Source organism: Rhizocola hellebori (assembly GCF_016862955.1).
GTDB classification, from domain to species: domain Bacteria; phylum Actinomycetota; class Actinomycetes; order Mycobacteriales; family Micromonosporaceae; genus Rhizocola; species Rhizocola hellebori.
The window spans coordinates 1-25,091 of the sequence record NZ_BONY01000121.1 but is presented as its reverse complement, the minus strand read 5'-3'; the positions used below and the strand labels follow the sequence as shown (position 1 = coordinate 25,091).

Genomic DNA, 25,091 nt, shown 5'->3' with positions numbered 1-25,091 from the left:
GGTGCGGAGCGGTTTAGCGGGGGGAGCTTCCTACGCGGAGGGCTTCCTCGCGGGTGTGAACGTCTAGCTTGTCGTAGAGGCGGGCCAGGTAGGTGCGCACCGTGGACTCGGTGAGGCTGAGTCTGCCGGCGATGGCGGCAAGGCTGGCGCCGGTGCCTAGCTGGGCGAAAAGCTCCTGCTCGCGGGGGCTGAGCGGGGTGCGAGCCCGGCGCCGGGACAGCGCCGTCGCGAGGTCGGGCGCGGTGAACGAGGTGGGCGCGACCGCCGCGTGCCGCACCGCGGACATGAGCAGTGCCACCGGCGCGGTATTCGGCACGTACCCGGACAGACCCGCTTCCAGACATTGATACAGCGGCTGGTCCAGGCCCGGCCCGGTCACGATGAGGCCGAGCTGGGGGTGCTCGGCGCGCAGCCGCTGGGCGAGCTCCAACCCGGGCAGGTGCAGATCGATGGTGACCACGTCCGGCCGCTGATCTGCGATCAACGCCAAACCGTCGGCGGCATTACCGGCCTGACCCGCCAGGGTGATGTCGGGGCACTCGGCAACTGCCGACCGGTATCCCAGCTGGCTGAGAGTGGTCGGGTCCAAGGTCACCAGTCGCACAACCATCTTCGCTCCCAAGTGGAACGTGGCTAAAGCAGGCGCAACTGTTGATCACGGGGTCGGCGTGGCGAGGATTCACCCAGCTCATCAAGCAGTCCGGAATCGATGTTTATCAGAAACGGGGTGGGTCTTGCATCACGCTCGCCGCCGAAAGTCATTCTTCTGACCGAGTGGCTGATAAATAGGCGACGTTGGGCGCGGGTGAGCCCGACGAAGAAGAGCCGCCGCTCCTCGGCCAGGTCCTCTTCGGACGGTGGCCGGCCCGGGAACCGCATCGGCAGCAGCCCGTCCTCACAACCGGCGAGGAAGACCACCGGGAACTCCAAGCCCTTGGCGGCGTGCAAAGTCAGCAGGGTCACCGCTTCCGCCCGTGGGTCGAGCGCGTCGACCTCGGCCCCGGTGCTGACGTCGGCGAGGAAACGCTCCAAATCGTTTCCGCATCGCTGAGCCAGTGGCATCAACAGATCTGCGGCCTCCCACTGCTCCAGCTTCTGCGCGGTCGCCTTGAGCCGGGCCGAGATCGAGCCGGTCAGCCCGTTGTCCAGGCGAAGCTCGGCGACGACGGCCTTCACCGAGGAGCGATCCCGGAGCCGATCATGCGAACGCTTCTGCACCGGGATCGAGGCGCGGGACAGGGCCTCAACAATCGCGGCTGCTTGAGCGTCTGTCCTATACAGAACCGCGATGTCGCCAAAGGACAAACTTGCGCCGGTCATCCCGCGCACATCCGCTTTGGTGCGATGGGAGGTTCCCCCCACCAGCTCGTCGATCTTCTTCGCGATGAAGGCGGCCTCGTCGGCCGCGCTCGCGGCTGTGTAGCGGCCGATGAGCGGTGCCTCGAGGTCAACCTTGGCCGGGTCGAGGCGCCTTCCCGGAACCAGCGACGCCGGTGCGATCGCCTGAACCGCGGCCGCGATGATGGGCGCGGAGGAGCGGTAGTTGCGGGTCAGCCGGACCACCCGCGCGTCGGTGAAGTCGTGCGAGAAGCGAAGGAAGAACTGGACATCCGCCCCACGGAACGAGTAGATCGCCTGGTCCGGATCGCCGATGGCGCAGATGTTGCCGTCCGGCGGAACGAGCAGCCGCAGCAGCTCGTACTGGTATGGATCCACGTCCTGGTATTCGTCGACGAAGACCCACGGCCAGCGCTTCTCCATGCCCTGATCCCGCAGCAACGCCACGGCTTTCGGCATCAGCTCGTCCAGGTCGGTCACCTCGAAGCCGGGCTCGCGCTCCCGGATCAGGCTCAGCGCCAGCGCGTGAAACGTCGACACCGTAACGTCCTTGGCCACCGGCCCGAGCAAGCCACCGAGCCTGTGCCGCAGCTCCTCGGCCGCTCTGCGGGTGAACGTGATGGCCAGACACTGCTCCGGGTAGACATTCATCTCGGCGCAGAGATAGGCGACTCTATGGGTCAGGGTTCTTGTTTTTCCGGTACCGGGACCAGCCACGATAAGCAAAGGCCCGCCCGGGGCCGAGGCGGCGACCCGCTGCATTGCGTCGAGCCGGTCAAGCAGACCGGTGCCGACCTCCTCCATCCCCGCCAGCATCGGCTCGAAAGGCTCGTGCGGCGACGCGGCGGTGGGCAGCGGCGGCGCGCTGACCGGCTTGCGGGGTGCGGTGACCTTGCGAGCCACGGTTCGCTTCGGCGGCACCACCTTCTCCACCACCGGGACATCGAAAAGCGTGTCCCCGCCAACATGAAGCTCGTCCGGCTCGAAAAGCCGGATCACGCCGTACTCGCCGTCGTAGCCGGGAACACGGGTCACCTTCCCCGCCCGCAACCGGCGCACGCCTTCGGCTAGAAGCTCTCCACCCGCGGCGGCGACCTCGCTGATCGGCACCGAGGTGAGGATGTCCAGCTCGGGCCCGAGCGCGGCCACCAGCGCATTGACCTTTCCCTCAACGGTTTTGCTCTTCGGCCCCACCCCCTCGATCTCGCCCAGCACCTCGTGCAGCTGGATGAGGTGGGTCACCGACTTCCCGGAGGAGACCGGCTGGGCGCGGTCGGCCAAATCCTCAACGCGGGCAAGCACTCCCACCGTCACCGGGCGGCCGCACACCGAGCAGATGCCGTTGGCTTCCCGGGTTTGCGCGGGGGTCCAGTTGATGCCGCAATCGCGGTGGCCGTCGCCGTGGTACTTGCCCTCCTCCGGGAAGAACTCGATCGTTCCGGCCAGACCAACGCCGGTGGCCAGGGCGGCGCGGACAGCGAAGTAGTCCAGCTCGCAGGTGAACGCGGTGGCCTCACGGGCCAGCGCCTGCGGCGAATGCGCGTCTGAGTTGGAGACCAGCTGGTAGGCGTCCAAACTGGACACACGCTGGTTCATCTCCGGATCGCTGGACAGGCCGGTCTCCACCGCTTTGATGTGCTCCGCCAGGTCTGCGTAGCAGTGGGCTATCGCGTCGAAGCCCGACTTCGAACCGAGCGCGGAGAACCATGGCGTCCAGATGTGTGCTGGTACCAAAAAGGCGTCAGCACTGGCTTCGAGGGTGATCTCGAGCAGGTCACGCGAATCCAGCCCGATGATGGGACGGCCGTCGCTGGACAGGTTGCAGCCCGCCCTGAGCAGCGACTCACGAAACCTTGCCGCCGACTCGAAGTCGGGCATGTAGATCAGATGGTGCACCTTGCGGGTGCGGTCATCACGCTTGTAGATCGTCGAGATCTCGACGCTGAGCATGAACCGGGTCGGCTCCCTCGGCAGTGAGGAGGGCAGCCGATGCTCGATCGACGAGCCAAGCACGAAAAGGCCAGGCTCGGCAGCCACCAGATTTTCCTGCAGGTGAGCAAACCAGGCCGGATGGGTGAAGTCACCCGTTCCCAGCAGGGAGATGCCTTTGCGGCGCGACCAGTAGGCGAGGTTGGGCAGCTCGAGATCCCTGCTGCATGCCATCGAGTATCTGGAGTGGATATGCAGATCGGCTATCCAGCTGTCTCGGGGCACGCCGGGCAGTCTAACCGGCCTTCAGCTCGACCAGCGTGATGTCCGGTGGCGCGCCGACTCTTACGGGTGGTCCCCAGAAACCGGCGCCGTTGGTGACGTAGACCTTGGTGCCGTCCACTTCGCCGAGGCCGGAGATCACCGGTTGCTGAAGCCGGGCCACATAGTTGAACGGGACCATCTGGCCGCCATGGGTGTGCCCGGAGAGCTGGAGATCCACCTGGAACTTCGCCGCTTCGGTCGCCTGGACCGGCTGGTGGGCGAGCAGCACCACCGGGATCGAGGTGTCGCGGTCACCCAGCGTCGCGGCAAAATCGGGGCCGCCACCGGCTTCGGGGAAACCGCGCCCGGTGACGTCGTTGACGCCGGCCAAGTCGAAGCCCCGGATCCCTATCCGCTCGTTGAGCAGCGGCCGCATTCCCAGCCGGGCCACCTCGTCTATCCACTCCTGCGCACCGGAGTAGTACTCGTGGTTGCCGGTGACGAAGTAGGCGCCGTCGCGGCTGAGCAGGTCGGCCAGCGGCTGCGCCTCCGCACCGAGCTCGGCCACGCTGCCATCGACCAGGTCACCGACGACGGCGATCAGGTCGGCCTGCATCCCGTTGATGGACCGCACAATCCGCCGGGTGTGGTCGATGCCGGTGAGCGGGCCAAGGTGGATGTCGCTGACGAGGGCGATGCGATAGCCGTCGAGGTTGCGGGGAAGCTTGGCCAGCGGGATCTGAACCCGCTTGAGCACCGGATCCCCCAGAGCCGTGCGCACCCCACCGGCCACAATCCCGGTCGCGGTAAGCCCAGCGAAGATCGCCAAGCTACGGGTGATCAGCAACCGCCGGCTGACCTCCGCCACTGCGCCGCCCCCAACCGGAGCGCCTTCCACCGACCGCGCGCCGCCGCCCCCGGCGAGTGCGCCTTGCGCTGAGCCCGCGTCGCCCCCGGCGAGTGCGTTTTCCGCCGAGCCCGCGTCGCCCCCGGCGGGTGCACTTTGCGCTGAGCCGGCGTCGCCCCTGGCGAGTGCGTTTTCCGCCGAGCCCGCGTCGCCCCCGGCGGGTGCGCCTTGCGCTGAGCCGGCGTCGCCCCTGGCGAGTGCGTTTTCCGCTGAGCCCGCGCCGCCCTCGGCGGGTGCACTTTGCGCTGAGCCTGCGTCGCCCCTGGCGAGTGCGTTTTCCGCCGAGCCCGCGCCGTCGCTGTCGGTGGGTGCGGTTTGTGCTGGGTGTGGGTCGTCAGCTGGGGGGTGTGGTGAGGAATTGGTGTCTTGAGTGGGGGCCAGGGCGTGTGCCGGGGTCGGGCGGGCCAGCCGCAGCGCGATCAGGCGGGGGATCTCCAGCGCCAGCATGATGACCAGCAGGTAGAACATGACCGCCAGCCACAGGTAGCCGACCAGGGAGACGGCGAAGCCTGCCCGGGCCCCGGCCACCCTGGGCACGATGAAGGCCGCGATGAGCGAGACCACCAGCGCCACGAAGATCACAGTGCCGATCTTGCGGACACGGCCCGGGCGGGTGGTGTCTTTGACCAGCCTTCGCCACAGGTACCAATGAACCGGGCCGAGCACGACCAAAACCAGGCCTAGAAAGATCAGACCTTGCAGCACCACAACTCATCCTCCGGCCAAAGCACTGTCGGCATTACCCCCGCACCGCCGCGCGGCTTACCCTCCGGCAAATGGCGGCAGCACGTCCACCGTCACGCCCGCGGGCAGCGGTGCTTGGCGGTCGTGCCAAGCTAGCCCGTCGACCAGAAAGCTGGCTGAATGCAGCACCCGGGCGAACGGCTCGCCCTTCTTCGACGCGAGCTGCTCGATGGTGGTGCCAGAGGGAAAGGTCTCCTCCGCCACACCTGCCGCAGCCCTCGCGCCGGCGAAATATCGAACGGTAATCATCATCCACCGATCGCTGACATGGGCCGGGACGGTTGCAGGAAAGCCGGGTTGTCGATGCCGTGGCCGGGCAGCTTGCCCCACATCGCCTCCCGCCACCGCTGCGCGATCAGCTCGTCCTCCGCCTCCCCGCGCAGCAGGTCACGAAGATCGGTTTCGCCGGTGGCGAACAGGCAGTTGCGCACCTGGCCATCGGCGGTGAGGCGGGTGCGGTCGCAGTCGCCGCAGAACGGCCGGGTCACCGAGCCGATCACCCCGACCTTCACCGGGCCACCGTTGACCAGCCAGGTCTCGGCGGGCGCTCCAGCGCGGTCGGCCGGATCGGGCGACAGGTCGAACTCGGCGGTCAGGGAGGCGAGGATCTCCTCCGCGGTGATCATGTTGTCGCGACGCCAGCCGTGCTGTGCGTCGAGGGGCATCTGCTCGATGAAACGCAGCTCATAGCCGTTTTCGAGGGCGAACCGCAGCAGGGCGGGCGCTTCGTCGTCGTTCACGTCCCGCAGCAGCACCGTGTTGATCTTAACCGGGGCAAAGCCCACCTCGGCCGAGCGGGCCAGCCCCGCGAGCACGTCGGGCAGGCGGCGACGGTGAGCGATCTGCTCGAACCGCTCCGGGATCAGGGTGTCGAGCGAGACGTTGACCCGATCAAGACCTGCCTCACGAAGCCCGGCCGCGAGCCGGTCGAGACCGATGCCGTTGGTGGTCAGCGAGAGCTTCGGTCGCGGGTGAAGCGTCGCAGCGGCAGCGACGATCTTGGACAGCCCGGGCCGGAGCAGCGGCTCGCCGCCGGTGAAGCGGATCTCTTCCACGCCCAGCCGGGTCACCGCGATGCCGATCAGCCGGATGACCTCGTCGTCGGTCAGCACCTGCGAATTGGGCAACCAGGGCAGGCCCTCCGGGGGCATGCAATAGGAGCAACGCAGATTGCAGCGGTCGGTCAGGGAGACACGCAGGTCGATCGCCCGCCTGCCGTAGCGGTCAACGAGACCTTGGCTCGCGTTCATGGGCACTCTCGAAGGGTATCCCGGACCCCCGACGCGAAGGCCTCTCCGAACAGCGCGGTATGGAGCAGATACATGGACAGCTGATGCACCGCGAGCCGATCTTCCCAGCCTGGGGCCAGTGGCCACGCCTCGTGGTAGGCGTCGAGTATCCGCGAGAAATGTGGAGCGCCGCCCCAGAGGCGCAGGTAGGCCAGGTCGGTTTCGCGGTGACCGCCATGTGCCGCCGGGTCGACCAGCCAGCACCGGCCGTCCGCCCCCCACAGCAGGTTGCCCGTCCACAGGTCGCCGTGGATACGCGAGGGCGCTTCGTCCCAAGAAGAGTCCAGATTGGACACCACCTGTTCCACTCGTGCCGAGTCGCTCGGTGTCAGTGCCTGGCGATCGACGGACTGGCGCAGATAGGCCAGCAGCCGGCGCTGTGAATACCAGACATGCCAGGGGTCGTGGCTGGGCGTGTTGTCCATCGGCGCGCTGCCGTGGAAGCCCGGCCAGGGCGCGCCGAACGCCTCCGCGCCGGTGCGGTGAAGGCCCGCCAAGGCCCGGCCGAAGTCTTCGGCCGCCGCCGCGGTCGCTCTGCCCGGCTCCACCCAGGCCAGCCCGAGCAGATCCGAGGTTTGCACCAAAACCTCAGGCACCGCAACGGTTTTCGCCTCGGCAAGCCAGCGCAGCCCGCTTGCCTCAGCGTGGAAGAAGCCCTCTGGCGGCGTGCCCTGCGGCCACTCCTTGGTAAACAGGGACTCCCCGTTGTCGAAGGTCAGCCTTGACGCGCGGCAGATGGAGCCGCCCTCGACGGGAGTCTCGCGGATGCGCTGATGCGTGAGAAAGCTACGCAGCAGGTGCGGATGCTCGCGCACGAAGGACAGGTCCACGCCAGGAAAGTTACCGCAGTGCCGCTCTCCAGCGGCGCTGCTGCGCGTTGCTTTGCACGCGCCAGAATCACAGTGGCACGGGCCACTTGGTCACGGTGCTGGGAGGGCTCGCGCGGTCGAGCAGGTCCGCGACGAACTGGGCGAGGCGCTGAGCTGGATCGAGGCGCTGCGCCCGCGCGGCAGCGACCATCGCCAATGCCCCATCGCCCTGCCTCCACGCGCACCAGCTCAGCAGCGCCGCCAGCGGAGCGGCGAGCGAGGGCTCGGCCCGCCGGGTCAGGTCAAGCCAGAGCTCGAGCTGCCACACCTCACGATCGGTGAGCCGCCAGGCGTGGTCACGCACCTCGGTGTCTTGCAGGACAAGGGTCAACCAGGCAACCTCGTCGTCGTCGAGCCGGTCGCCGTGCCGAGCCTTGGACAGCGCCTGCTCCACCGCCTCCCTACCCCATTGCTGAAGATGGCACGGCGCCTCGTCGAGGCGTTTTCCGGCCCGATCGACGGCCTGGCTCATCGCGACGGCGGCGAGGCCGCCGATCGGGCGGACCAGCCTTTCCACCGATGCCCGGTCGGGACGGGCCACCATGCCCGCGAATATCGCCGCCGCAGCGGCCGCGCTGGCCTTCACCTCGAAGGGACGGCCCTCCGGTGGCGTGCACTCGCCGCAGGTCAGGCAGAAGAACCGGTCGCCGGTGACGCGAAGCAGCTCCATTACCGGATAGCCGCGCTGCTCCAAGGCGCTGCCGACGGCACGCGTCGGGTCGGCGATCTCGGCACCGCCATAGCCCAGCAGCAGGACGGCGGTGATCTTCCGGATGCGGCGTAGAGCCTGGGCGAACTGGCTCACGTGCTGCCGGGTAGGCCAGCTCGCGTCGGCGCGAGCGCACAGCTCCAGCCGCTTCTGGCCCAGACCCACCAGGACCAGGCTTTCCTGCGGATAGAAACCGAGGCCGTAGGGGACGTAACCCAGCAGGTCTTCCCGGCTGGTGAGGCGGAAGGTTGACGATGGCATGCGCTCAGCACACCGTCTCAGCGCGCGCTCGATCAGCTTGATCGCTAACCTGTGGACGACACGCCGGGTTATCCACAGGGAGGCGCGCATGGGCTACGCCGCGATCGTGCTCGCCGGCGGGCGCTCCCGGCGCATGGGAGGCGGGCTGAAACCCCTGCTCCGGGTCGGTGGCGTGACGATGCTCGATCGGGTTCTGGCCGCGTTGGCGGGGTCGTCGCACACCGTCGTGGTGGGTCCATCCGAGTTAGACGATCATTTGGCCGGAGTGCCCCGGGTTCAGGAACAGCCGCCCGGCGGCGGCCCGGTGGCCGCGATCGGCGCCGGATTCGCGGCGGTGAGTGCCGCTGCCCGGGTCGCCGTGCTCGCAGCTGACCTGCCCTTCCTCACGGCGCAGGCGCTTGAGCAGCTCACGGGTGCTGGGGATTGCGCGGTATACGTTGATGGGCAGGGCCGCCGTCAGCCGCTGGTCGCGGTCTGGGCCACCGAAAGTTTGCGGCGTGCGCTGGAAGCGGTACCCAGAAAAGATGCCTCAATGAAAGAACTCTTGGGGGCGGTCAACGTGACCGAGCTGACCTGGGCGGGGCAAGGCCCGCCGCCCTGGTTCGACTGTGATACCCCGGAGGCGTTGGAGGAGGCGCAGAAATGGCTGAGATGAGCCTGTCCGAGTTTGTGAAGCTCGCCTGTGACACGTTGGGTGTGCCAGTTGGCGACGTGGATACGACACTTGTCCTCGATCTGGCCCGGGAAGTGGCGCACAACACGGTGCGGCCAGCAGCGCCGGTCAGCGCTTACCTGCTTGGGTTGGCAGTGGGAAGAGGGGGCGACCCAGCCGAGCTGGCCGCCCGATTGACAGCGCTGGCGCAGTCCTGACAACGTCGCGCAGGGATACGGACCGATATACGGAGGCGAATGATGGCGGCAGACCTGCCCGAGGCCGAGCTGTTGGACGAACCAACTACCGCGGACCTGGGCGCCAAGGTGACCGAGGCGTGGCGTCAGTTCGCGCGAACGCTTGCCGCCACGGTGCCCGAGCTGCCGGTGGGCGCCCACCTGGATCTGACCCTCGACCCCACTGCCTCGGGGACCGGCAGCGCCGTTTACGGCGTGAGCGTGGAGCGCCACGAGGAGGGCATCTCAGCGCTTGCTGTGAGCAACGCCAACCTACCCGAGGGATACAGGCTGGACAGGGCGGCCGTCGCCGCCATGGTGGCGCTGGGTTGGTCGCCGCCCGGGGTGCTCAGCGGCTCGGGGGAGAGCTTCGGGCTGGAGGGCGACGTCAACAAGCTGGCCACGGTGATCACGCGGACGCTGCGCGACGTCTATGGCGCGCCGCATCCCGCCTTCCTGGTCTACGCGGCCCGCGGCGAGGACGACGAGGCTCTGCCGATCAACCAGCTCGCGTTGGCCCGGCATGAGTCCACCATGGAGGGCTCGCTGCCGCCCATCGAGGCGCAGGGGCTCGACCTCGCCGACAAGGTGCGCCTGGTGGTGGCGACACTGACCAAGACCGATCCGAGTGAGCTTCGGGTCGACGGCGACGGCGACATCGGCATCCGAGCCGGCTCGGCCATGGTCTTCGTCCGGGTGCGGGACAACCCGCCGCTCATCGACGTCTTCTCCCCGGTGCTGACCGAAATCGAGCCCTCCGAGAAGCTCTTTGCCAAGCTCTCCGAGCTGACCAACCGGATGCCGATCGGCCGGCTCTATTGCACCTCCGGCACGGTGTGGGCCTCGGTCCCGGTCTTCGGCCGCGACTTCCAGCCCACCCACCTGTCCCTGGCCATCCAGGTGATGACCGGGCTCGCCGACGAGCTCGACGACCGGCTGCACGGGGAATTCGGCGGGAAGCGGTTCTTCGGCGAGGGGGACAAGCCTGACGCTCCCCCCAACGCCGAAGAACGCATCGGTCAATACCTATAGCGTGATGGTGGCCAGCCGCTGGCCACCATCCAAAGTGGACGCCATCACGCTGTTGTGCCCGATGGTCCACAGGGTGTCCCCGATCACCAGCGAGCGGCGGATCTGCCCGTCGCGGTGGGAGATGCGGTTCAGCTCGGTGAGCGTGGTCGCCTCCACCCGAAGCAGCAGCGCCTCGTTGTTGAGCGGCACCACCAGCAGCTTGGCCGCGGGCCAGTAGAGGAACGCGTGCGGGTCGTACTCGGCCTCGCTGTGGGCCCTGGGGACCTTGTGCTGGTCGAGCCGCTTCGGATCGGCCAGGTTGCCCACGTCGAAGAGGGAGATCTGGGTACCAGTGACCCGCCCCTGCTCGGTGGCGTCCTGCCCGATGCCGAGCAGGCGGCCGCCCTCCACCGGGTGCAGATAGGCGCTATAGCCCGCAATCTTCAGCTCACCAACGACTCTGGGCCGGGTCGGGTCGCTCAGATCGATGGTGTAGAGCGGATCTGTCTGGCGGAAGGTGACCACGAAGCCGATCGGGCCGACGAAGCGAACCGCGTAGATCCGCTCGCCCTTGCCAAGCCCGCCAACCGATCCGATCTTCTCGAGGGAGCCACCGTCGCGGCGCAGCGAATACACCGACGAGGAACTCTTCTGGGTCTGATCCCAAGGCGCACTCGTCGTGGTGGCGACCCGCAACACCCCGTCGTGCTCGCTCAGCGAGTACTGGTTGAGCAGCCAGCCGGGCACCTTGCCGCCGGCCACGTAGGCCGGCTTGGGAGAGGTGATGTCGAACTGGAAGATCTCGGTTTCGTCGGTGCGCTTCGGGTCGTTCCACATGGTCGGGCCGCGCCAGCCGCGCCACCGCTGATCGTGGGCGAGGTACAGGTTGGCGCCGCTGCCGTAGACGGTGTCGCCGTCGGCGAAGACCGCGGTCGGCTCAGCCTCGCTCAGCGAGGCACCGGCCAGATCGAAGCTGAGCACGGTCACCAGCGAGGTGCCGCTGAAGGTCTCCGGAATGCTCACGTCGTTGCAGTCCACGCGGCCGGACTTGCCGTCGGCGGTGTAAGCGGGCAGCCAGGCCTCGATCGGGGCCACGCTGATCAGGGACCGGTTGTCGGCCAACCGCTGATCGTCGGTCAGGTTTTGCCGGTACATGGGGAAGGTGATCGCCGGTCCGTTGCGCACCACCACCCGCGCTGTGCTGGCGACCTGCCGGGCATCGACCAGCTCGGCCTCGATCCTGAACTCGCCCACCTGCTTCGGCATGCCGCTCAGATCGATCAGCTGGAGCTTGGTGGCCTGGGCGTAATAGCCAGGGGCGACCCGTGAATCGGCCGCGAACGGCTCAACCTTGCCCGCCGCCCGGCTCAGCACGAGAACCCGATCGCCGTGCAGCAGGATCTGATAGGCGCCCGGGTCGACCGGCAGGCGGCTGGTCTCCTTCTTGGTCGCGGCATCGATCACGTGCAGGCTGCTTTCCAGCACCACCACAATCCGCTTGCCGTCGGTCTTCACCAGGTCGGGCTCGTCGACCCCGGCGGTGTGGGTGTTGGTGCCGGAGTAGTCCTGTCCCTGTACCGGTGCCGCCTTGGCCCCTTCCGCCGCGGCCGCCGGTGGCGCGATCGCGCGGCTGTCCGTGGCCCCGGAGTAGAGCATCGGGTGACCGTTGGTGAACCCGTACGGCCCGACGCTGCGCTCGGCCGCCTGACGAACCTGTGACAACAGATCGTCACAGGAGCGGTACGAGACAAGCTTCAAAGCCGGCGCTGGCGTCGACGTATTGACAGTCGTGTTTGTGCAGCCCACCAGAGCAAACGTGGTGAGAAGGGCAGCAGCACGTTTCATGGCCGGTTGGACGCACGGTGACCCACCGTGGTTGCTGGAATTTTTGCGCGCGAAATTCAGTCACCCAGGCGGGAGAGGACGATCATGCTGCGGGTGGAGGTGATGAAGGGTTCGGCTCGGAGGCGTTCCAGGACTTGCTCCAGGTGCTGGATGTCGGCGGCGCGGATGTGCACGAGGGCGTCGGCTTCGCCCGAGACCGTGTAGGCCCCGACCACTTCCGCGTGCTGCCTGGTCGCCAGCGTGATCTGGGCGGGGGTTGTCCGGCCGGTGCAGAACAGCTCCACGAAGGCCTCGGTGGTCCAGCCGACCGCCTTCGGGTCGACGACAGCCGTGAACCCTTTGATCACCCCGACCGAACGCAGCCGATCAACACGCCGTTTGACCGCGGGTGCGGACAGTGACACCGTCTGGCCGATATCGGCATATGTCGTGCGGGCGTCGGTCATCAACGCTGCGATGATGCGCTGGTCAACGTCGTCTAGCCGCACCAACAGAGAATAGTCTCTCGCTATCCCAGGGTGGCTAGATCTCCGATCAGGACGTTGGACCAGATGTTGCCGTCCGGGCGGATCTGGCGCAGGTACCACTTTTGCTGTGGCGACCGAGCTTGGTTGAACTGCCAGTTGCCGCGCGGGCTGACGACCTGGCCCACGTTGGGGATTTCCTGGTTGATCCGCAGCGCGGTGATCGCGTCGTTGCCGCACAGGGCGATCGCGCCGTCCAGCACCGCAGCCGCGTCGTATGCGGCCACTGCGAACGCGGTGGGCGAATTCGGGTGGCGGGTCTGGAACTGGGCAGAAAACACCCGGTTGGACGGGTTGTTCAGATCGCTGGAGTACTGCATCGCGGTGTAGAGACCCTTCGCGGCGCCGAGCTGGTCGGGCGGAAGGTTCTCCGACACCATGCCGGGCGCGTAGACGTCCTGGTTGCCGCCGTTGGATCGCAACGACTGCAGGAACGGAACCAGGTAGGTCTGCGGCAGCGAGCAGAAGATCACTGAGGGGTTCATGCCGAGCACCCGCTGGACCTCGGTGCGGAACTGGCCCGCCTCAGGTTTCGCCGTCGGCTGCACCCAGACGCGCTCGGTGACGTTGCTGTACTCGCTCTCGAGCCCGCTCATCGCGTCTTTGGTGAAGTTGTCCGGCAGACCGATCAGGCCGACCTTGCCGGTGTTGGCGCGGCTCTTCAGGTACAGGCCGACGGCGCGTCCCGGCTCGTTGTTGACGAACGCCGTGCGCCAGATGTAGACCGCGCTGCTCATGTCGGCGGATGAGCCGTGCGCGGCGAGCATCGGCACCTGGCTCTTCTCGATCGCGTCGCGAATCGAGGGCAAGAGATCGGGGTTGGCCACTCCCGTGATGGCCACCACATTCTTGTCTTGCAAGGCCTTCAGGGCGGCCGTGCCCGACTGGATGGTGTCGCCTTCGTCCTCGACAATCAGGTCGATATTGTGCCCGCTCATCGTGCGGCCGTGCATATCCAGGTAGAGCTGGAAGCCCTTCTCCAGCTCGGCGCCGATGGCCTTGTTGGCACCGGTCGCCGGCACGAGCAGTCCTAACCGGACGGTGCTCTTGGGCGCATCTACGGTGCTCGTAGCGCAGGCGGACAGTCCGCCGGTAAGCCCAGCCGCCCCGATGCCGGCGAACATTCCGAGCAGCCGACGGCGATCTATCCCGTCCACTCTGTCCAGTGCCACGCTTAATTCACCCTTCCCTGGACATGGCGCAGCCGAGATTACGGCCACTGTGGCTGTCTACCGTGTCCTGACGGCGACGTCAATGGGACAGCTCGATCTCCTAGGATGGGGGTGTGAGTGAGCAGTCAGAGGAAAAGACCGTGGTTGTCGTCGGACCCGATGGCACCCCCATCGGAACGGTGGGGGACCGTGACGACGACCCATCCCGCTTGATCGAGCAGCCAGCGAAGGTGATGCGGATCGGCACAATGATTAAGCAGCTGCTCGAGGAGGTCAGATCGGCCCCGCTGGACGAAAAGGGACGCCAGCGACTCAAGGAGATCCACCGGCGTTCCATCGTCGAGCTGGAGGACGGCCTCGCGCCCGAGCTGCGTGAGGAACTTGAGCGGATCTCCCTGGCGTTCGAAGAGGGAACCATCCCCACCGAGGCGGAGCTGCGCATCGCGCATGCCCAGCTGGTGGGCTGGCTTGAGGGCCTCTTCCATGGCATCCAGGCGGCCCTTGTGGCGCAACAGATGGCGGCCAGGATGCAGCTGGAGCAGATGCGGGGAAGGCCCGCTCTGCCGCCGGGCGTGGGCGGCACCACGCTGCCCGGCGGCGACCCCAGCCGGACCCCGGGTCAGTACCTCTGAGCCCGTTTGAGCATGTTGTCCAAGTAGAACGCGACACCGTCGCGCTCGTTGGAGAGCGTCACCTCGTCGGCGAGAGCCATCAGGGCGGGGTGGGCGTTCTCGACGGCTACGCGCCGATAGCCCGCCCATTTGAACATCGGGATGTCATTGGGCATATCTCCGAAGACGAGCACCTCTGACGGGTCAATGCCCAGATCCGCCGCGACAATCGCCAATCCGGTGCCCTTGTCCACGCCGGGCGGGGTGATTTCCACCCAGCCGAGCCCGGAATGGGTCAACGTGACGACATCCGACGGAATGATCTCGGATGCCGCTTCCAGCAACATGTCTGGATTGCCTTGGGGGGTACGGATAAAGGCCTTGATCACGTCATGGGAGAGCGACACCGCCCGATCCTGGACCACGAGATCGTCGGGGTAGGGCCAGTCCTGGACATGGTCGCCCCAGAGCGGTTCTCTTTCCCCATCAAGGACTTCCACCAGGAGTTTGACCGGACCGAGCTGATCCTCCAGCTTGGCCACCAGACTGGCGATCACACTGCCGGGCACCCGCGCGTCGCGAAGCACCCGGACCGACGGCCCGCGTAGATCGATCACCCGGCCCCCGCCGCCGAGCACGAGCAGATCGGCGTGGGGAAGGTCTATTCGGCTGAGCGCTTCGAGCCTGGGCCCGCGGCCGGTGGCCCCCACGATGGGAATACCGGCGGCGCGGACCCGCTCGAAGACCGAATGCGTGAACCCGCTAACTGTTTCGTCCGATCTGACCACCGTTCCGTCAAGATCGGTGGCGATGAGCTTGGGTAGCGGTCTTTCAGACTGGCTCAAGTACGTCACGTCCACCGAGATAGGGCTGCAGCGCCTTGGGAACGCGAACCGATCCGTCGGGCTGCTGGTGCTGTTCCAGGATCGCCACGAGGAAGCGCGTGGTGGCGAGGGTGCCGTTGAGCGTCGCCACGATCTGCGGCTTGCCCTCGGCATCGCGATAACGCGTGTTCAGGCGGCGGGCTTGGAAAGTGGTGCAGTTCGAGGTGGAGGTGACCTCGCGGTACTTGCCCTGCGACGGGATCCACGCCTCGCAGTCGTATTTGCGGGCGGCCGACGAGCCCAGGTCGCCCGCAGCCACGTCGATCACCCGGTAGCTCAGCTCGAGCTTGCCGAGGATCGCTTCTTCCCAGGCCAGCAGGCGCAGGTGCTCCTCGTGGGCCTGCTCCGGCGGGCAGTACGAGAACATCTCCAGCTTGTCGAACTGGTGGACCCGGATGATGCCGCGGGTGTCCTTGCCATAGCTGCCCGCTTCTCGGCGGAAACAGGTCGACCAGCCGACGTATCGCCGAGGGTCTTGCAGGGCAAGGATTTCGTCACGGTGATAGGCGGCGAGCGGCACTTCGCTGGTACCCACCAAAAAAAGATCATCTTCTGGCAGGTGGTAAACCTCGCTGGCATGAGCGCCGAGGAAACCCGTGCCCTCCATCGACTCCGGCTTCACCAGCACCGGCGGGATCATCGGCGTGAAGCCGGCCTCGACCGCCTGCCACATGCCGAGCTGAAGCAGCGCAAGCTGAAGCAGCGCGCCCTGGCCGGTCATGAAGTAGAAGCGCGCTCCCGAGACCTTGGCGCCCCGTTCCATGTCGATGGCGCCCAGCGCCTCACCGATCTCCAAGTGGTCCTTGGGATTGTCGATGCTCGGCCGCCCACCAACCTCGCGCAGCACGACGTAGTCATCCTCGCCGCCGGCGGGAGCACCCTCCTCGACCACGTTCGAGATGGCCATCTGGGCCGCGCGCAACGTGGCTTCCGCGGCGGTGACCGCGGCTTCGGCGGCTTTCACCCGCTCGGCCAGCTCTTTGGTCTGGGCCAGGAGGGCCACCTTCTCGTCTCCGGCGGCCTTGGGCATGAGCTTGCCCAGCTGCTTCTGCTCCGCGCGCAACGCTTCGAAGGAGGAGATCGCCGATCGCCGCGCCTCGTCCGCGCGCAGCAGATCGTCGACCAGTTCGACGGCCTCGCCACGCGTCTGTTGGCTCCTACGGACCAGATCGGGATTCTCCCGCAGCAGACGCAGATCAATCACGCCCAGAAGCCTACCGGCCCCACCCACCAGATCTCGCGTCGATATATCCCACAACCGCGCGTTGCTTCGCACGCGCCAGATTTGCAGCGCCGCGCGTTGCTTGCACGCGCCAGTATTACTGCCGCATGTAGAGCTCGTGCCCGGCGCCTGGGCTGGTTTTGGGGCTTGCCGGGAAGACCGAGACCTCAAGCTCCATCTCCGCCGGTTCTTGGTAGGCGGCGGCGGTTGCCACATCCCGCACCGAGGACGGGCTCGGCCGAACGCTGAGGATCAGCGACGCGCCCAGCGCCAGCATGCCGGCGAAGGCGACATAGGTTCCCCATTCGAGGGTGAAGTGGACCCGATCCAGGTCTTCCTGCGGGAAGAGGCGGAACTCGGCGAGGTTGCTGGTCTTGGTGAGTGAATAGGCCATGGTGCCCACGATCGTCAGCCCGGACGCGGCGAGGGCGTAGCCCAGCAGCCGGGCGGTGTGCCGCACCGAGGGCTGTCCGAAGAGGGTGATCACGACAGCGGCCACGGTCGCCACGGCGACTGCCACATAGGCGCCGCCGACCGCGCCGAGCGCGGCGATGGCCGAGCCCACCTCGCGGGAGCTGTCTTGGTCGTAGGGAAGGGTGGTCGACTGCCAGCGCCCAAGCATGGAGGCGATCAGCGCGATGGCACCCGCCGCGGCGGTGGGGAGGGCGGTTCCGCCGGGAAGTTGCGGCAGGCGGCGGAGTTTGGGCTGTCGCTCCGGGACTCCGGTGGGACCAAACTCGATCACGTCTTCGGACATGGATCCGCTCCAATTAACCAAGGGGTGAGGCCGACTTTACCGGCTCTCACCCCTTGGTGGTGGTGCGCTCTCAGCCGCCGAGCAGCCCGCCCAGCACGCCGCCGGAGCTCTGCTGCTGACCGCCTGCGACGAGGCCGCCCGGAGGCTCCTCGGAGGGCTGCACCACGACGAAGCCCTGACCCGCGAAGCTCATCGTGAAAGCCTCGCCGGTGGTGCGGCCGAGCAGGGTGCCCAAGCCGATCTGGTCGGCGCGGTGATAGCCGGTCTGCAGGTTCGACGACCAGCAGATCGCGGCCTGCGGGTCGGCGTAGGTGGGCTGGTCGACGGTGAGCACGACCGGGGTTCCCTTGGTGGTGATGGCGATCCGGCCGGTGCCGGTGAAGACGCAGTTGAAAAGGCCGGCGCTGGAGAGCATGCCCATGCCCTGAACCATCTTGATGTCGTAGCTCAGCGAGGACTCGAACGCGAGAACGTTGGTGCCGTTGACACTGAGCGAGTCACCCTGGGCAAGGTCGATGAGGTGCACGTCGGCGGCGCGATCGGCGAGGAAGACGTCGCCCTGGCCGGAGACCTTCATCAGCGGCACGCCCTCGCCGGTGAGCTTCTGCTTGAGCCACTTCGCGGCACCGCCGGAACCGAGCGCCTGGAACTGAACCTGGCCCTGGTAGGCCACCATGGAGCCGGTGCGGGCCATGGCCTCGCCCCTGAGCTCGATCTTTAGCATCTTGGAGTTCTGCAGGGTGAAGCCAGGAGTGGTGGACTCCTTCTCCAGGTTCTCTGCAGCGAAAAGCGCGCTCTGCATAAGGGGTGTCCTCCTATAAGGGGGTAGGCGGTGCCAGCGTAAGTGATCAGCGCAAGCCTTCTTTTGACACCGGCTCAGCCCCAGCCCAGGTCATGAAGGCGATCATCGGAGATTCCGAAGTGATGTGCTATCTCATGCACGACAGTTACCGCGACTTCCTCCACGACCTCTTCCTCGGTTTGGCAGACCGCGAGGGTCGGATTGCGGAAGATCGTGATCCGGTCGGGCAGCACGCCCGCGTAGTCCCAGCCGCGTTCGGTGAGGGCGTGGCCCTCGTAGAGACCGAGCAGAGGCGGGGCGCCAGGCGGCGACTCGTCCTCCACCAGAATCACTACGTTGGACATGACCTTGAGCAATTCCTCGGGTACCTGATCCAGCGCGTCCCCGACCAGTTCCTCGAAGCGCTCCCGCGACATCTCGACCGGCATCGCGGCCTACCCGGGCTCGCCGCGGCGAAGGTCTCTGAGCCAGGCGGCCGAATCTGCATAGTCAGAATCGGACAGTCCGGGTGGGGGCGGAACCGGCTTCTCGGCGGCGGTCGCGGGCAGCGCCGCGCGCTGATAGGAGCCGAGGAACCGGATCTCGGCGCAGACCCGGCGCAGACCCTGCAGCGCTTCGCCGACCCGGGCCTCGGCGACATGCCCGGTGCACTCGAGGAAGAACACATATCTGCCAAGCTTTTCGCCGGTCGGCCGGGACTCGATCCGGGTGAGATTGACCCCGCGCACGGCCAGCTCGGTGAGCACAGCCAGCAGCGCTCCTACCCGGTCGTGGGAGATCCAGATGGCCAGCGAGGTGAGATCGTCGCCGGTCGGCTGGGCCGGCGGCCCCGGTCGCGACAGCAGGACGAAGCGCGTCACCGCGTCCGGGTGATCGGCGATCTTGTCGGCCAGCCGGTTGAGGCCGAACCGCTCGATCGCGATCGGCGCACAGATCGCCGCGTCGTGTTCGCCGTTGCTGACGGCGGCTGCCGCGGCGCCATTGGACAGCACATCGATGATGGCCGCGTCCGGGGCGTGGCTGCGCAGCCATCCCCGGCACTGGGCCGAGGCTTGCGGATGCGCGGCGATACTGCGCACGTCGCCCAGCATCCTGCCGGGCCGGGCGGCGAGCACGAACTCGACCGGGATCACCACGTCTCTGGTGATGACCAGCGGGTCGCCGTCGATCGCCTCGTCCAGGCTGACGCCCACCGCGCCGCCGACCGAGTTCTCCCACGGGACGAGAGCGGCGTCGGCTTCGCCTGACCTGATGGCGTCGAGCGCCTCCGGCACGCTGCGCATCGGGGTGCAAACACCCTTTCGCGCCGCTGGAATGGTCATCAGCGCCTGTTCTGCGAATGTGCTTTCCGGGCCGAGATAGACAAAGCGGGTCGGCGGAACACCTGGCATATCCGGACGGTAGCAGTAATCGCTAGCAGCTTGCGGCCAACAGGATGCCTGTCGGCGCCTGCCTGCGTACGTCGACCGTGCAGACGTCGGTGCCCACAGCCATCAGATGCAACCCGGTCGGCTCCGACTTGGACAGCACCTGAAGAGGTTCCCTATTCGGGACCTCAAGAACGGTGAAGTGCCAGGTGCCCGCGCAGACCGGCTGGGTGATGGGCTTGCTGGGCGAGATGTTCGTCTCCCGCTTCACCAGCGCCAGCACCTGATCGCCGGTGGGCTTGCCGTTGCACGACACCGAGCTGAATTCGGGGAAAGGCGTGGCGACCGCGCTCGGGGTGGTCGTCGGCCCGGTCGCGCGCGGGGTGTAACCGGGCGGGAAGGGGGCGCTCACCGGTGGGGTGGCGCTGGGAACCGGGACCTGGGTGCCGGGAGGTGGTGCCAGCTCGGGTGGAACCCCGCAACCGGCCAAGGCGGACAGCACGACCGCGGTCATGCCAACGCGGAGTTTGGTGAGGGGCGGCATAGCCGCCGATGCTAGCTCGCTAGACCACAGCAAAAAAGCTGAGCGAGCCAACGACTTCCCCGTCCTGGCGCACCGGGGTCGCGATCGAGTCGAGGGTGCGATTGTCCGAACCGGTGCGTACCCGCATCAGCCCTCGTGCCAACCGACCTGAGGTGAGCGCGAGTAGTGGGGGAATCTTCTCGCGCTCGGACTCGCCCAGCTCGTTGCCGGCGGCGGTGAAGTCGATCAGATAGACAACCTCTGGATCGAGCATGTACCTGCCGGTGAGCTCAGCGGGCTGGCTCAGGCCGAACAACCGGGCGCAGGGCTTGGACGCGGCGACGATGATCCCGGCCGCGTCAATCACCAGGCCCGACTCTTCGGCCTTGGCCAGTGACGCAGCCCAGCGCTCGAGCGGGTCGGTCATTCCCGCCTCCAATGGAGACTGTGCCAAAGGAGTTGGTGCGAGCGGAGAGAGCGAGAGCTCGATGTGGGTCATCGTCGGACACGTTACCCCCGCGTCGTGGGCTTGTCACCGGGTGTTGACCCTTCCGGATACCAGTCGTAGCCGGAGGTGTCTGCCCAGATCTGCGGGCTGCGCGCCACCTGTGAAAGTTTTTCGGCTGTCGTGGGTGAGATGCGCTTGCCGGTGGCATTGAGCACCTTGTCCAGTTCGCGGTACGAGGTGATCACGCAATCCTTGGGCAGCCCGTTGACGCTGATGGGTCCATTCCCGACGAACGCCAGTACCGGATGGACTTTGATGTCCTGGCCGATCGCCGTGGAGAGAGCCTTCGCGGCCTTGCGTGCGTCGCGACGTGCCTGCGAAACGTAGGGCGGACGTCTTCCACTGATCTGGACGACATCGCCCGCGATCATCACCCGGCTTCGCCCGTGCTGGGCGATCGAGATGCAGAAGATGCCACCCGGCCCGATCACGAGAAAGCCTGACAGGGGAGGGGTTTTGCGTTCGGACGTCTGTCCGGTGCTGGGCAGCGCCAGCGGTCTTTCGACCACGTGCCACTGGGGTCCCAGCCGATGGGCGGCCCGGTCTTCGGCGGCCGCCATCCGTCTGATCGTTTGCTCCGCTCTCATGCGGCGCGCCCAGTCGAGCGGCGCCGGTCTTAGTCCGTCTTCAATGGTTGGACGGTAGGGAAATGCGGTCATGTCCTGCCTCCGTGCGGTGCCACGCGCTGAGTTAGGTGTCCCTTACCGTACGTGCTGCATCTATAGAGCACCTATAGCTATGAAGGGGTGAATAGTTTTCCACTCGTGAATGAGTGGGTGAATGCCGGATTCGTCTACCGCAGACTGAGTTGTCTGCCTAGTAGACCTTGCTTAGCACGGCGTTCGTCTGCGGTAAGCGGCTCATCGGACAGGGCCGCGTTGTACCGCTGGACCGCTGCCGCGAACGGCTCCTCCCAGGCTTGCGCCTCCGGCTCCATCGGCAGATCCCACACCGGCACGAGCAGGCCGTGCGCCCGGAACATCCCGGCGAACTTGGTGTCGTCGCCGAGTTTGAGCTGGCCGGCCGCACTGAGCCGGGCCAGGGCGTTGAGCCCGGCCTCTTCGCTGTCGGGCAGCACCCACCGCACGTGCGACTTGCCCGGCACCCGGCACCAGTAGGCGGCACGCGCCGCGGTCAACGGCTCGGTGGGGAAGATCGAGGCGTTGGCGGCCTCCAGCGACTGCTTGACGTTGTCGTCGCGTTCCTGATCCGCGTCCAGCCAGAAGTCGAAACCACTGTGGAGCTTTACGTCGAGCGGCTCGTTGGCGATCACATCGGCGAGCCGAGGTCCAACTCCCGGCAACGGCGGCACGTTGACCGAGCCGCCCGGCGCCGCATCGAGCGCGTTGAGCAGGGCCACCGCGATGTCCCGGTTGACATCTCCGGAGCGCTCGTGGCGCTGCAGGCCGATGAAGATCCGGCCATCGGGCTTGGTCAGCGCGGGCCACGCCATCGGCAGAATGCTGGCCAGCGTGATCTCACGGTCTCCGTATTTGGCGGCGTACTCCGCGTTCAGGCGAAGTGGCGCGGTCGCGGCCGGGACCAGCTCGCGAAGCGCGATCCACTCCGGCTCATCGGCCAGCCCGGCGAACGGGCGTGCCACAAATACGTCACGGATCTTTTTGGCGGCGGCGTCGCGAACGCGGCTCTTCTTACCCACGGGAGGTCAGCTTAGTTCAGCCCAGACCGACTGCCCGAGACCGTCCCTATCAACGCCCCAGCGGTCGGCCAATGCTTCGACAATCGTCAATCCGCGGCCGTCGGGCTCCTCGGTGCCGGCCGTGCGTGGCCGGGGCAGCTGCGGCGAACCGCCGTCGGTCACCCTGACCTCGACCGAGCGGCCCTTGTCGGAGGTGCGAAGCCGCCAGGCCAGGCGAACCACCCCACCCGGCAGTGGATCGGCGTGGCGGACCGCGTTGGCGACCAGCTCACCGGCGACCGAGATCACATCTGCCAGCAGGGCCGGCGGGATGGCTCCCGCCAAGGCGTTGGCCAGCCGATGCCGCGCCTGCCGGGCGCCACGAGCATGGTGAGGCACCACCACGCACCAGGCGCTCTCTGCGACAGCCGTCGACACTTTTATGCCTCCCCGACACCTATGTCACCGCGTGGCAGGCGTACCTCTGCGACGGTACCTCCCCCATCCCGGGGACGTAAGGACACCCAACCGTTTTGTCGCTCAATGGTCTTTCGGACAAGGAATAGGCCCAGTCCGGCACCACCGTACCGCCGATCATCCCCCGCCTCGCCCTGCCAGAATCGCTCGAAAGTGTTAGGCGCGCGATCGGCGGGGATGCCGATGCCTCGATCGGCGACGCGAAAGAACACGGTGCGCCCGTCCGAATCGGCGCTCAGCACAATCGGCCCGGAGCCGGGCGAATACTTGTGCGCATTGGTCACCAGCTCCACCACGACGCTGGCCAGCCCGCTGCGGTAACCCAGCGCAGGCGGGAGTTGTGGCGGGAGCTTCATATGCAGCCGCTTGCGCAGGTAGCCGGGCAGATCGGCGGCGGCCTTTCGCAGCGACTCCAGCAGGTCGAAGGGGGCGATGCGGGAGCTGATCGCCTCGCTTGCCGTGCTGGCCTCGAGCAGCCGGTCGACCATGCGAGCCAGCTCTGTGGCGCGCTGGCCGATCACCCGTGCCGACTCGATGCGCTGCGGCTCGGTGAGCCTGTCCCAGTGATCACGCAGTGTCTCGGCATACCCCTTGATCACGGTGACCGGGGTGCGAAGCTCGTGGCTGGTGACCGCCATGAAGAGCTCTCGCTCGTCGATCCCCCGGGCTGCGTGCTCCGGCGTCTCCCGCCTATACAGGTACCCGATGCAAGCGGCCACCAGCTTCATGACCGCGGTCTGATCCGCGTCGAGCGCCGCTCCTTCCGCGAAGAAAGCCGCCAGGATCAGGGCCGCCCGGCCGTGGATGTAGATCGGGTAAACCTGGATCGAGCCAATGCCCAAGGCCTTCAGCTGGGCAATCGCGAGATCTTCAAGAATGTCGAGCTCGATGGGGTAAGGCGCCGGGCTCGGCTGCAGCGAGGCCTTGACCACGTCGGCCCCGATCGGGCGGCCGAGCGCCCAGCTGCTCGCGCCGGTGGCGGCCACTATCCGGCTTCCCGGTGCATCGCCATCGGCCAGCTCGCCGAGCGTCAGCCCAAGCGCGCCAAGGGAACGTTCACCGAGCCGCATCACGCGATCAAGCACGTTCTGGTCGTGGTGGGCGTCCTCGACAATAGCGGCGAGATCGAAGATCAGCTCTCGAAAAGCAACACCCACGCACGGAGTCTTGCACTATCTACCAAGCTGGGCCAGAACTTCCTTTGGACGATCTGTAATCAGTCCATCCACGCCCAGCGAGACCAGCAACTCCACATCTTCGGGCTCATTCGCCGTCCAGACATAGACCTTCTGCCCCGCCGCCTTTAGCCGGCGCACGATCTCCGGACGGCGGCGGATGAGTTCCAGGCCCGGCCCGGCGATGCGCGCACCGAAGGGGAGCCGCCTGAACCGAAGCCCGGGCGGCAGCATGTCCATCAGCTGCACGGTCGGCAGCTCGGGAAGCAGCTCCCGGCTGCGCCTCACCGCCAGCGGCGAAAACGACATGACCGTGACCAGAACGCCCGCGTGACCCCGGTCGATGGCGTGCCGGCGCAGCACGGCCCGCAGACGATGCTCGACCGCGCCGCCGTACCGGTTGGGATGCTTGGTCTCGATCAGGATCCGCACCCGCCGCCCGGCCCCCTTGAGCAGGTCCAGCAGATCGTCGAGGGTCAGCACTCCGGCAGGCTGCCCGCTGTGATGCCAGGACCCGAAGTCGAGCTCGCGCAACTGATCGAGGGTGTACGAGGCGAACGGACCCGTTCCGGTGCTGGTGCGGTCGAGCCGGCGATCGTGGAAGCACACCAGGTGCCCGTCGCGGGTCAGCCTGACATCGCACTCGACCCCGTCCGCACCGGTTTCGAGCGCGCTGCGGTAGGCCGCGAGCGTATGCTCCGGCAGCTCAGCGGAAGCACCGCGGTGGGCGAAGACGAGCGGGTGGTGGTCAGGCGATGTGGGGCGCACGGCCGTTGTCCGCGATGACCGGCCGACCGGCCGCGGCCCAGCCGAGCATCCCGCCGTCCAGGTTGATCACGTTGTCCCAGCCCTGCTGCCGCAGGTAGGCCACGACCTGGCCAGACCGCCCACCCACCCGGCACACCACGACCACCTTGCCGTCCTGGGGCACCTCGGCCATCCGCACCGGGATCTCCATCATCGGCAGGTGCGCGGCACCCGGAGCGTGTCCCGCCTCCCACTCGTCGTCCTCGCGAACATCAAGCAGGTAGGCGTCGGCGGGAATCTCGCTGACCGTCACTGTAGGTATCTGCACCAGCCCATTCTGACCGACCGCCGCCAGCCCCCGAAGCACGGGTAGAACATGGTCACCCCGCACCTACCTCTCTGCCTCACCGCCCTAACGCAGAGATGTAGGTGCCGGGGGCAGCCGGGCCCGGGGGCGGCAACAGCAGAGGCGGTGCGGCGGGCAGCCGGGGCGGGATGTCTGTGGCACCTACATCTCTGCCTCGCCGCCCTAACGCAGAGACGTAGGTGCCAGGGGCAGCCGGGCCCAGGGGCGGCAACAGCAGAGGCGGTGCGGCGGGCAGCCGGGGCGGGATGTCTGTGGCACCTAC

The 25,091-nt window shown here is 67.2% G+C and carries 28 protein-coding genes; 4 read left to right on the top strand and 24 right to left on the bottom strand.

Annotated features, from left to right (window positions below; genetic code table 11):
* Positions 1-13 precede the first annotated feature (13 nt).
* From Rhe02_RS46035 to Rhe02_RS46005, 7 genes are all read right to left on the bottom strand, one after another.
* A complete protein-coding gene (locus tag Rhe02_RS46035) occupies positions 14-610 on the bottom strand; it encodes a response regulator transcription factor (RefSeq protein ID WP_203914891.1) in 597 nt (198 codons plus the stop codon).
* Positions 611-633: 23 nt separating this feature from the next.
* Positions 634-3,501: a UvrD-helicase domain-containing protein gene (locus tag Rhe02_RS46030; RefSeq protein WP_203914898.1), complete on the bottom strand. Its 2,868-nt coding sequence runs from the start codon at positions 3,499-3,501 to the stop codon at positions 634-636.
* A 61-nt stretch (positions 3,502-3,562) separates the two neighbouring features.
* On the bottom strand, positions 3,563-5,146 hold the full coding sequence (locus tag Rhe02_RS46025) for a metallophosphoesterase (RefSeq protein WP_239124491.1): 1,584 nt from the start codon (positions 5,144-5,146) through the stop codon (positions 3,563-3,565).
* Between the two features lie 54 nt (positions 5,147-5,200).
* Entirely contained in the window at positions 5,201-5,434 is a 234-nt protein-coding gene (locus Rhe02_RS46020) for a MoaD/ThiS family protein (RefSeq protein WP_203914890.1), read from the bottom strand.
* A complete protein-coding gene (gene moaA / locus Rhe02_RS46015; RefSeq protein ID WP_203914896.1) occupies positions 5,431-6,432 on the bottom strand; it encodes a GTP 3',8-cyclase MoaA in 1,002 nt (333 codons plus the stop codon). Before moaA ends, Rhe02_RS46020 begins: the two co-directional genes overlap by 4 nt.
* Entirely contained in the window at positions 6,429-7,301 is an 873-nt protein-coding gene (locus tag Rhe02_RS46010) for a fructosamine kinase family protein (RefSeq protein WP_203914889.1), read from the bottom strand. The genes moaA and Rhe02_RS46010 overlap by 4 nt, the downstream gene beginning before the upstream one ends.
* 67 nt (positions 7,302-7,368) lie before the next feature.
* Positions 7,369-8,310 (bottom strand): DUF4192 domain-containing protein, encoded by a 942-nt coding sequence (locus Rhe02_RS46005; protein ID WP_203914888.1) that lies wholly within the window; start codon positions 8,308-8,310, stop codon positions 7,369-7,371.
* A 103-nt stretch (positions 8,311-8,413) separates the two neighbouring features.
* Here Rhe02_RS46005 and mobA point away from each other — a divergent pair, with 103 nt between their 5' ends.
* The 3 genes from mobA to Rhe02_RS45990 are packed head-to-tail and all read left to right on the top strand — an operon-like array spanning position 8,414 to position 10,230.
* Entirely contained in the window at positions 8,414-8,965 is a 552-nt protein-coding gene (gene mobA, locus Rhe02_RS46000; RefSeq protein WP_203914895.1) for a molybdenum cofactor guanylyltransferase, read from the top strand.
* Positions 8,953-9,180: a DUF6457 domain-containing protein gene (locus Rhe02_RS45995; protein ID WP_203914887.1), complete on the top strand. Its 228-nt coding sequence runs from the start codon at positions 8,953-8,955 to the stop codon at positions 9,178-9,180. Before mobA ends, Rhe02_RS45995 begins: the two co-directional genes overlap by 13 nt.
* Before the next feature lie 42 nt (positions 9,181-9,222).
* Positions 9,223-10,230 carry a T3SS (YopN, CesT) and YbjN peptide-binding chaperone 1 gene (locus Rhe02_RS45990; RefSeq protein WP_203914894.1) on the top strand — a complete coding sequence of 336 codons (1,008 nt, stop codon included), beginning with the start codon at positions 9,223-9,225 and terminating at the stop codon, positions 10,228-10,230.
* On the opposite strand, the gene Rhe02_RS45985 is transcribed toward Rhe02_RS45990, so the two are convergent.
* Genes Rhe02_RS45985 through Rhe02_RS45975 form a run of 3 tightly spaced genes read right to left on the bottom strand, consistent with a single transcriptional unit; the run spans position 10,225 to position 13,750 of the window.
* Positions 10,225-12,054: a beta-propeller domain-containing protein gene (locus Rhe02_RS45985; RefSeq protein ID WP_203914886.1), complete on the bottom strand. Its 1,830-nt coding sequence runs from the start codon at positions 12,052-12,054 to the stop codon at positions 10,225-10,227. The genes Rhe02_RS45990 and Rhe02_RS45985 overlap by 6 nt on opposite strands.
* Positions 12,055-12,110: 56 nt before the next feature.
* Complete coding sequence (locus tag Rhe02_RS45980; protein WP_203914885.1) at positions 12,111-12,542, bottom strand: Lrp/AsnC family transcriptional regulator; 432 nt, start codon at positions 12,540-12,542, stop codon at positions 12,111-12,113.
* A gap of 20 nt (positions 12,543-12,562) precedes the next feature.
* Positions 12,563-13,750 (bottom strand): ABC transporter substrate-binding protein, encoded by a 1,188-nt coding sequence (locus Rhe02_RS45975; RefSeq protein ID WP_203914884.1) that lies wholly within the window; start codon positions 13,748-13,750, stop codon positions 12,563-12,565.
* 113 nt (positions 13,751-13,863) lie between these two features.
* On the opposite strand from Rhe02_RS45975, the gene Rhe02_RS45970 reads away from it, so the two are divergent.
* Positions 13,864-14,382: a bacterial proteasome activator family protein gene (locus Rhe02_RS45970; RefSeq protein ID WP_203914883.1), complete on the top strand. Its 519-nt coding sequence runs from the start codon at positions 13,864-13,866 to the stop codon at positions 14,380-14,382.
* On the opposite strand, the gene Rhe02_RS45965 is transcribed toward Rhe02_RS45970, so the two are convergent.
* The 14 genes from Rhe02_RS45965 to Rhe02_RS45900 all read right to left on the bottom strand — a co-directional run bounded on the left by Rhe02_RS45965 (position 14,370) and on the right by Rhe02_RS45900 (position 24,790).
* Complete coding sequence (locus Rhe02_RS45965) at positions 14,370-15,206, bottom strand: HAD family hydrolase (protein ID WP_203914893.1); 837 nt, start codon at positions 15,204-15,206, stop codon at positions 14,370-14,372. The two genes, Rhe02_RS45970 and Rhe02_RS45965, sit on opposite strands and share 13 nt — an antisense overlap.
* On the bottom strand, positions 15,193-16,449 hold the full coding sequence (gene serS, locus Rhe02_RS45960) for a serine--tRNA ligase (RefSeq protein ID WP_203914882.1): 1,257 nt from the start codon (positions 16,447-16,449) through the stop codon (positions 15,193-15,195). The genes Rhe02_RS45965 and serS overlap by 14 nt, the downstream gene beginning before the upstream one ends.
* A 115-nt stretch (positions 16,450-16,564) precedes the next feature.
* Positions 16,565-17,224 (bottom strand): hypothetical protein, encoded by a 660-nt coding sequence (locus Rhe02_RS45955; RefSeq protein ID WP_203914881.1) that lies wholly within the window; start codon positions 17,222-17,224, stop codon positions 16,565-16,567.
* 70 nt (positions 17,225-17,294) lie between these two features.
* Positions 17,295-18,026, bottom strand: coding sequence for an AIM24 family protein (locus tag Rhe02_RS45950; protein WP_203914880.1), 732 nt, complete (start codon positions 18,024-18,026; stop codon positions 17,295-17,297).
* A 74-nt stretch (positions 18,027-18,100) separates the two neighbouring features.
* Positions 18,101-18,454, bottom strand: a complete 354-nt coding sequence (locus Rhe02_RS45945) for a metallopeptidase family protein (RefSeq protein ID WP_203914879.1) — start codon at positions 18,452-18,454, stop codon at positions 18,101-18,103.
* A gap of 6 nt (positions 18,455-18,460) precedes the next feature.
* Positions 18,461-19,417 (bottom strand): prephenate dehydratase, encoded by a 957-nt coding sequence (pheA, locus tag Rhe02_RS45940; RefSeq protein WP_203914878.1) that lies wholly within the window; start codon positions 19,415-19,417, stop codon positions 18,461-18,463.
* A gap of 22 nt (positions 19,418-19,439) precedes the next feature.
* Entirely contained in the window at positions 19,440-19,937 is a 498-nt protein-coding gene (locus Rhe02_RS45935) for a superantigen-like protein SSL4 (protein ID WP_203914877.1), read from the bottom strand.
* Between the two features lie 19 nt (positions 19,938-19,956).
* Complete coding sequence (locus tag Rhe02_RS45930) at positions 19,957-20,343, bottom strand: hypothetical protein (RefSeq protein WP_203914876.1); 387 nt, start codon at positions 20,341-20,343, stop codon at positions 19,957-19,959.
* Positions 20,344-20,426: 83 nt separating this feature from the next.
* Positions 20,427-21,083 carry a nuclease-related domain-containing protein gene (locus tag Rhe02_RS45925; protein WP_373320797.1) on the bottom strand — a complete coding sequence of 219 codons (657 nt, stop codon included), beginning with the start codon at positions 21,081-21,083 and terminating at the stop codon, positions 20,427-20,429.
* A 134-nt stretch (positions 21,084-21,217) separates the two neighbouring features.
* Complete coding sequence (locus tag Rhe02_RS45920) at positions 21,218-22,084, bottom strand: DUF5926 family protein (protein ID WP_203914874.1); 867 nt, start codon at positions 22,082-22,084, stop codon at positions 21,218-21,220.
* A 6-nt stretch (positions 22,085-22,090) separates the two neighbouring features.
* Positions 22,091-22,501, bottom strand: coding sequence for an ATP-binding protein (locus Rhe02_RS45915; protein WP_203914873.1), 411 nt, complete (start codon positions 22,499-22,501; stop codon positions 22,091-22,093).
* A 2-nt stretch (positions 22,502-22,503) separates the two neighbouring features.
* Positions 22,504-23,697 (bottom strand): sensor histidine kinase, encoded by a 1,194-nt coding sequence (locus Rhe02_RS45910; RefSeq protein WP_203914872.1) that lies wholly within the window; start codon positions 23,695-23,697, stop codon positions 22,504-22,506.
* Positions 23,698-23,712: 15 nt separating this feature from the next.
* A complete protein-coding gene (locus Rhe02_RS45905; protein WP_203914871.1) occupies positions 23,713-24,483 on the bottom strand; it encodes a glycerophosphodiester phosphodiesterase in 771 nt (256 codons plus the stop codon).
* Complete coding sequence (locus tag Rhe02_RS45900; protein WP_239124489.1) at positions 24,464-24,790, bottom strand: rhodanese-like domain-containing protein; 327 nt, start codon at positions 24,788-24,790, stop codon at positions 24,464-24,466. The genes Rhe02_RS45905 and Rhe02_RS45900 overlap by 20 nt, the downstream gene beginning before the upstream one ends.
* Positions 24,791-25,091: the final 301 nt, after the last annotated feature.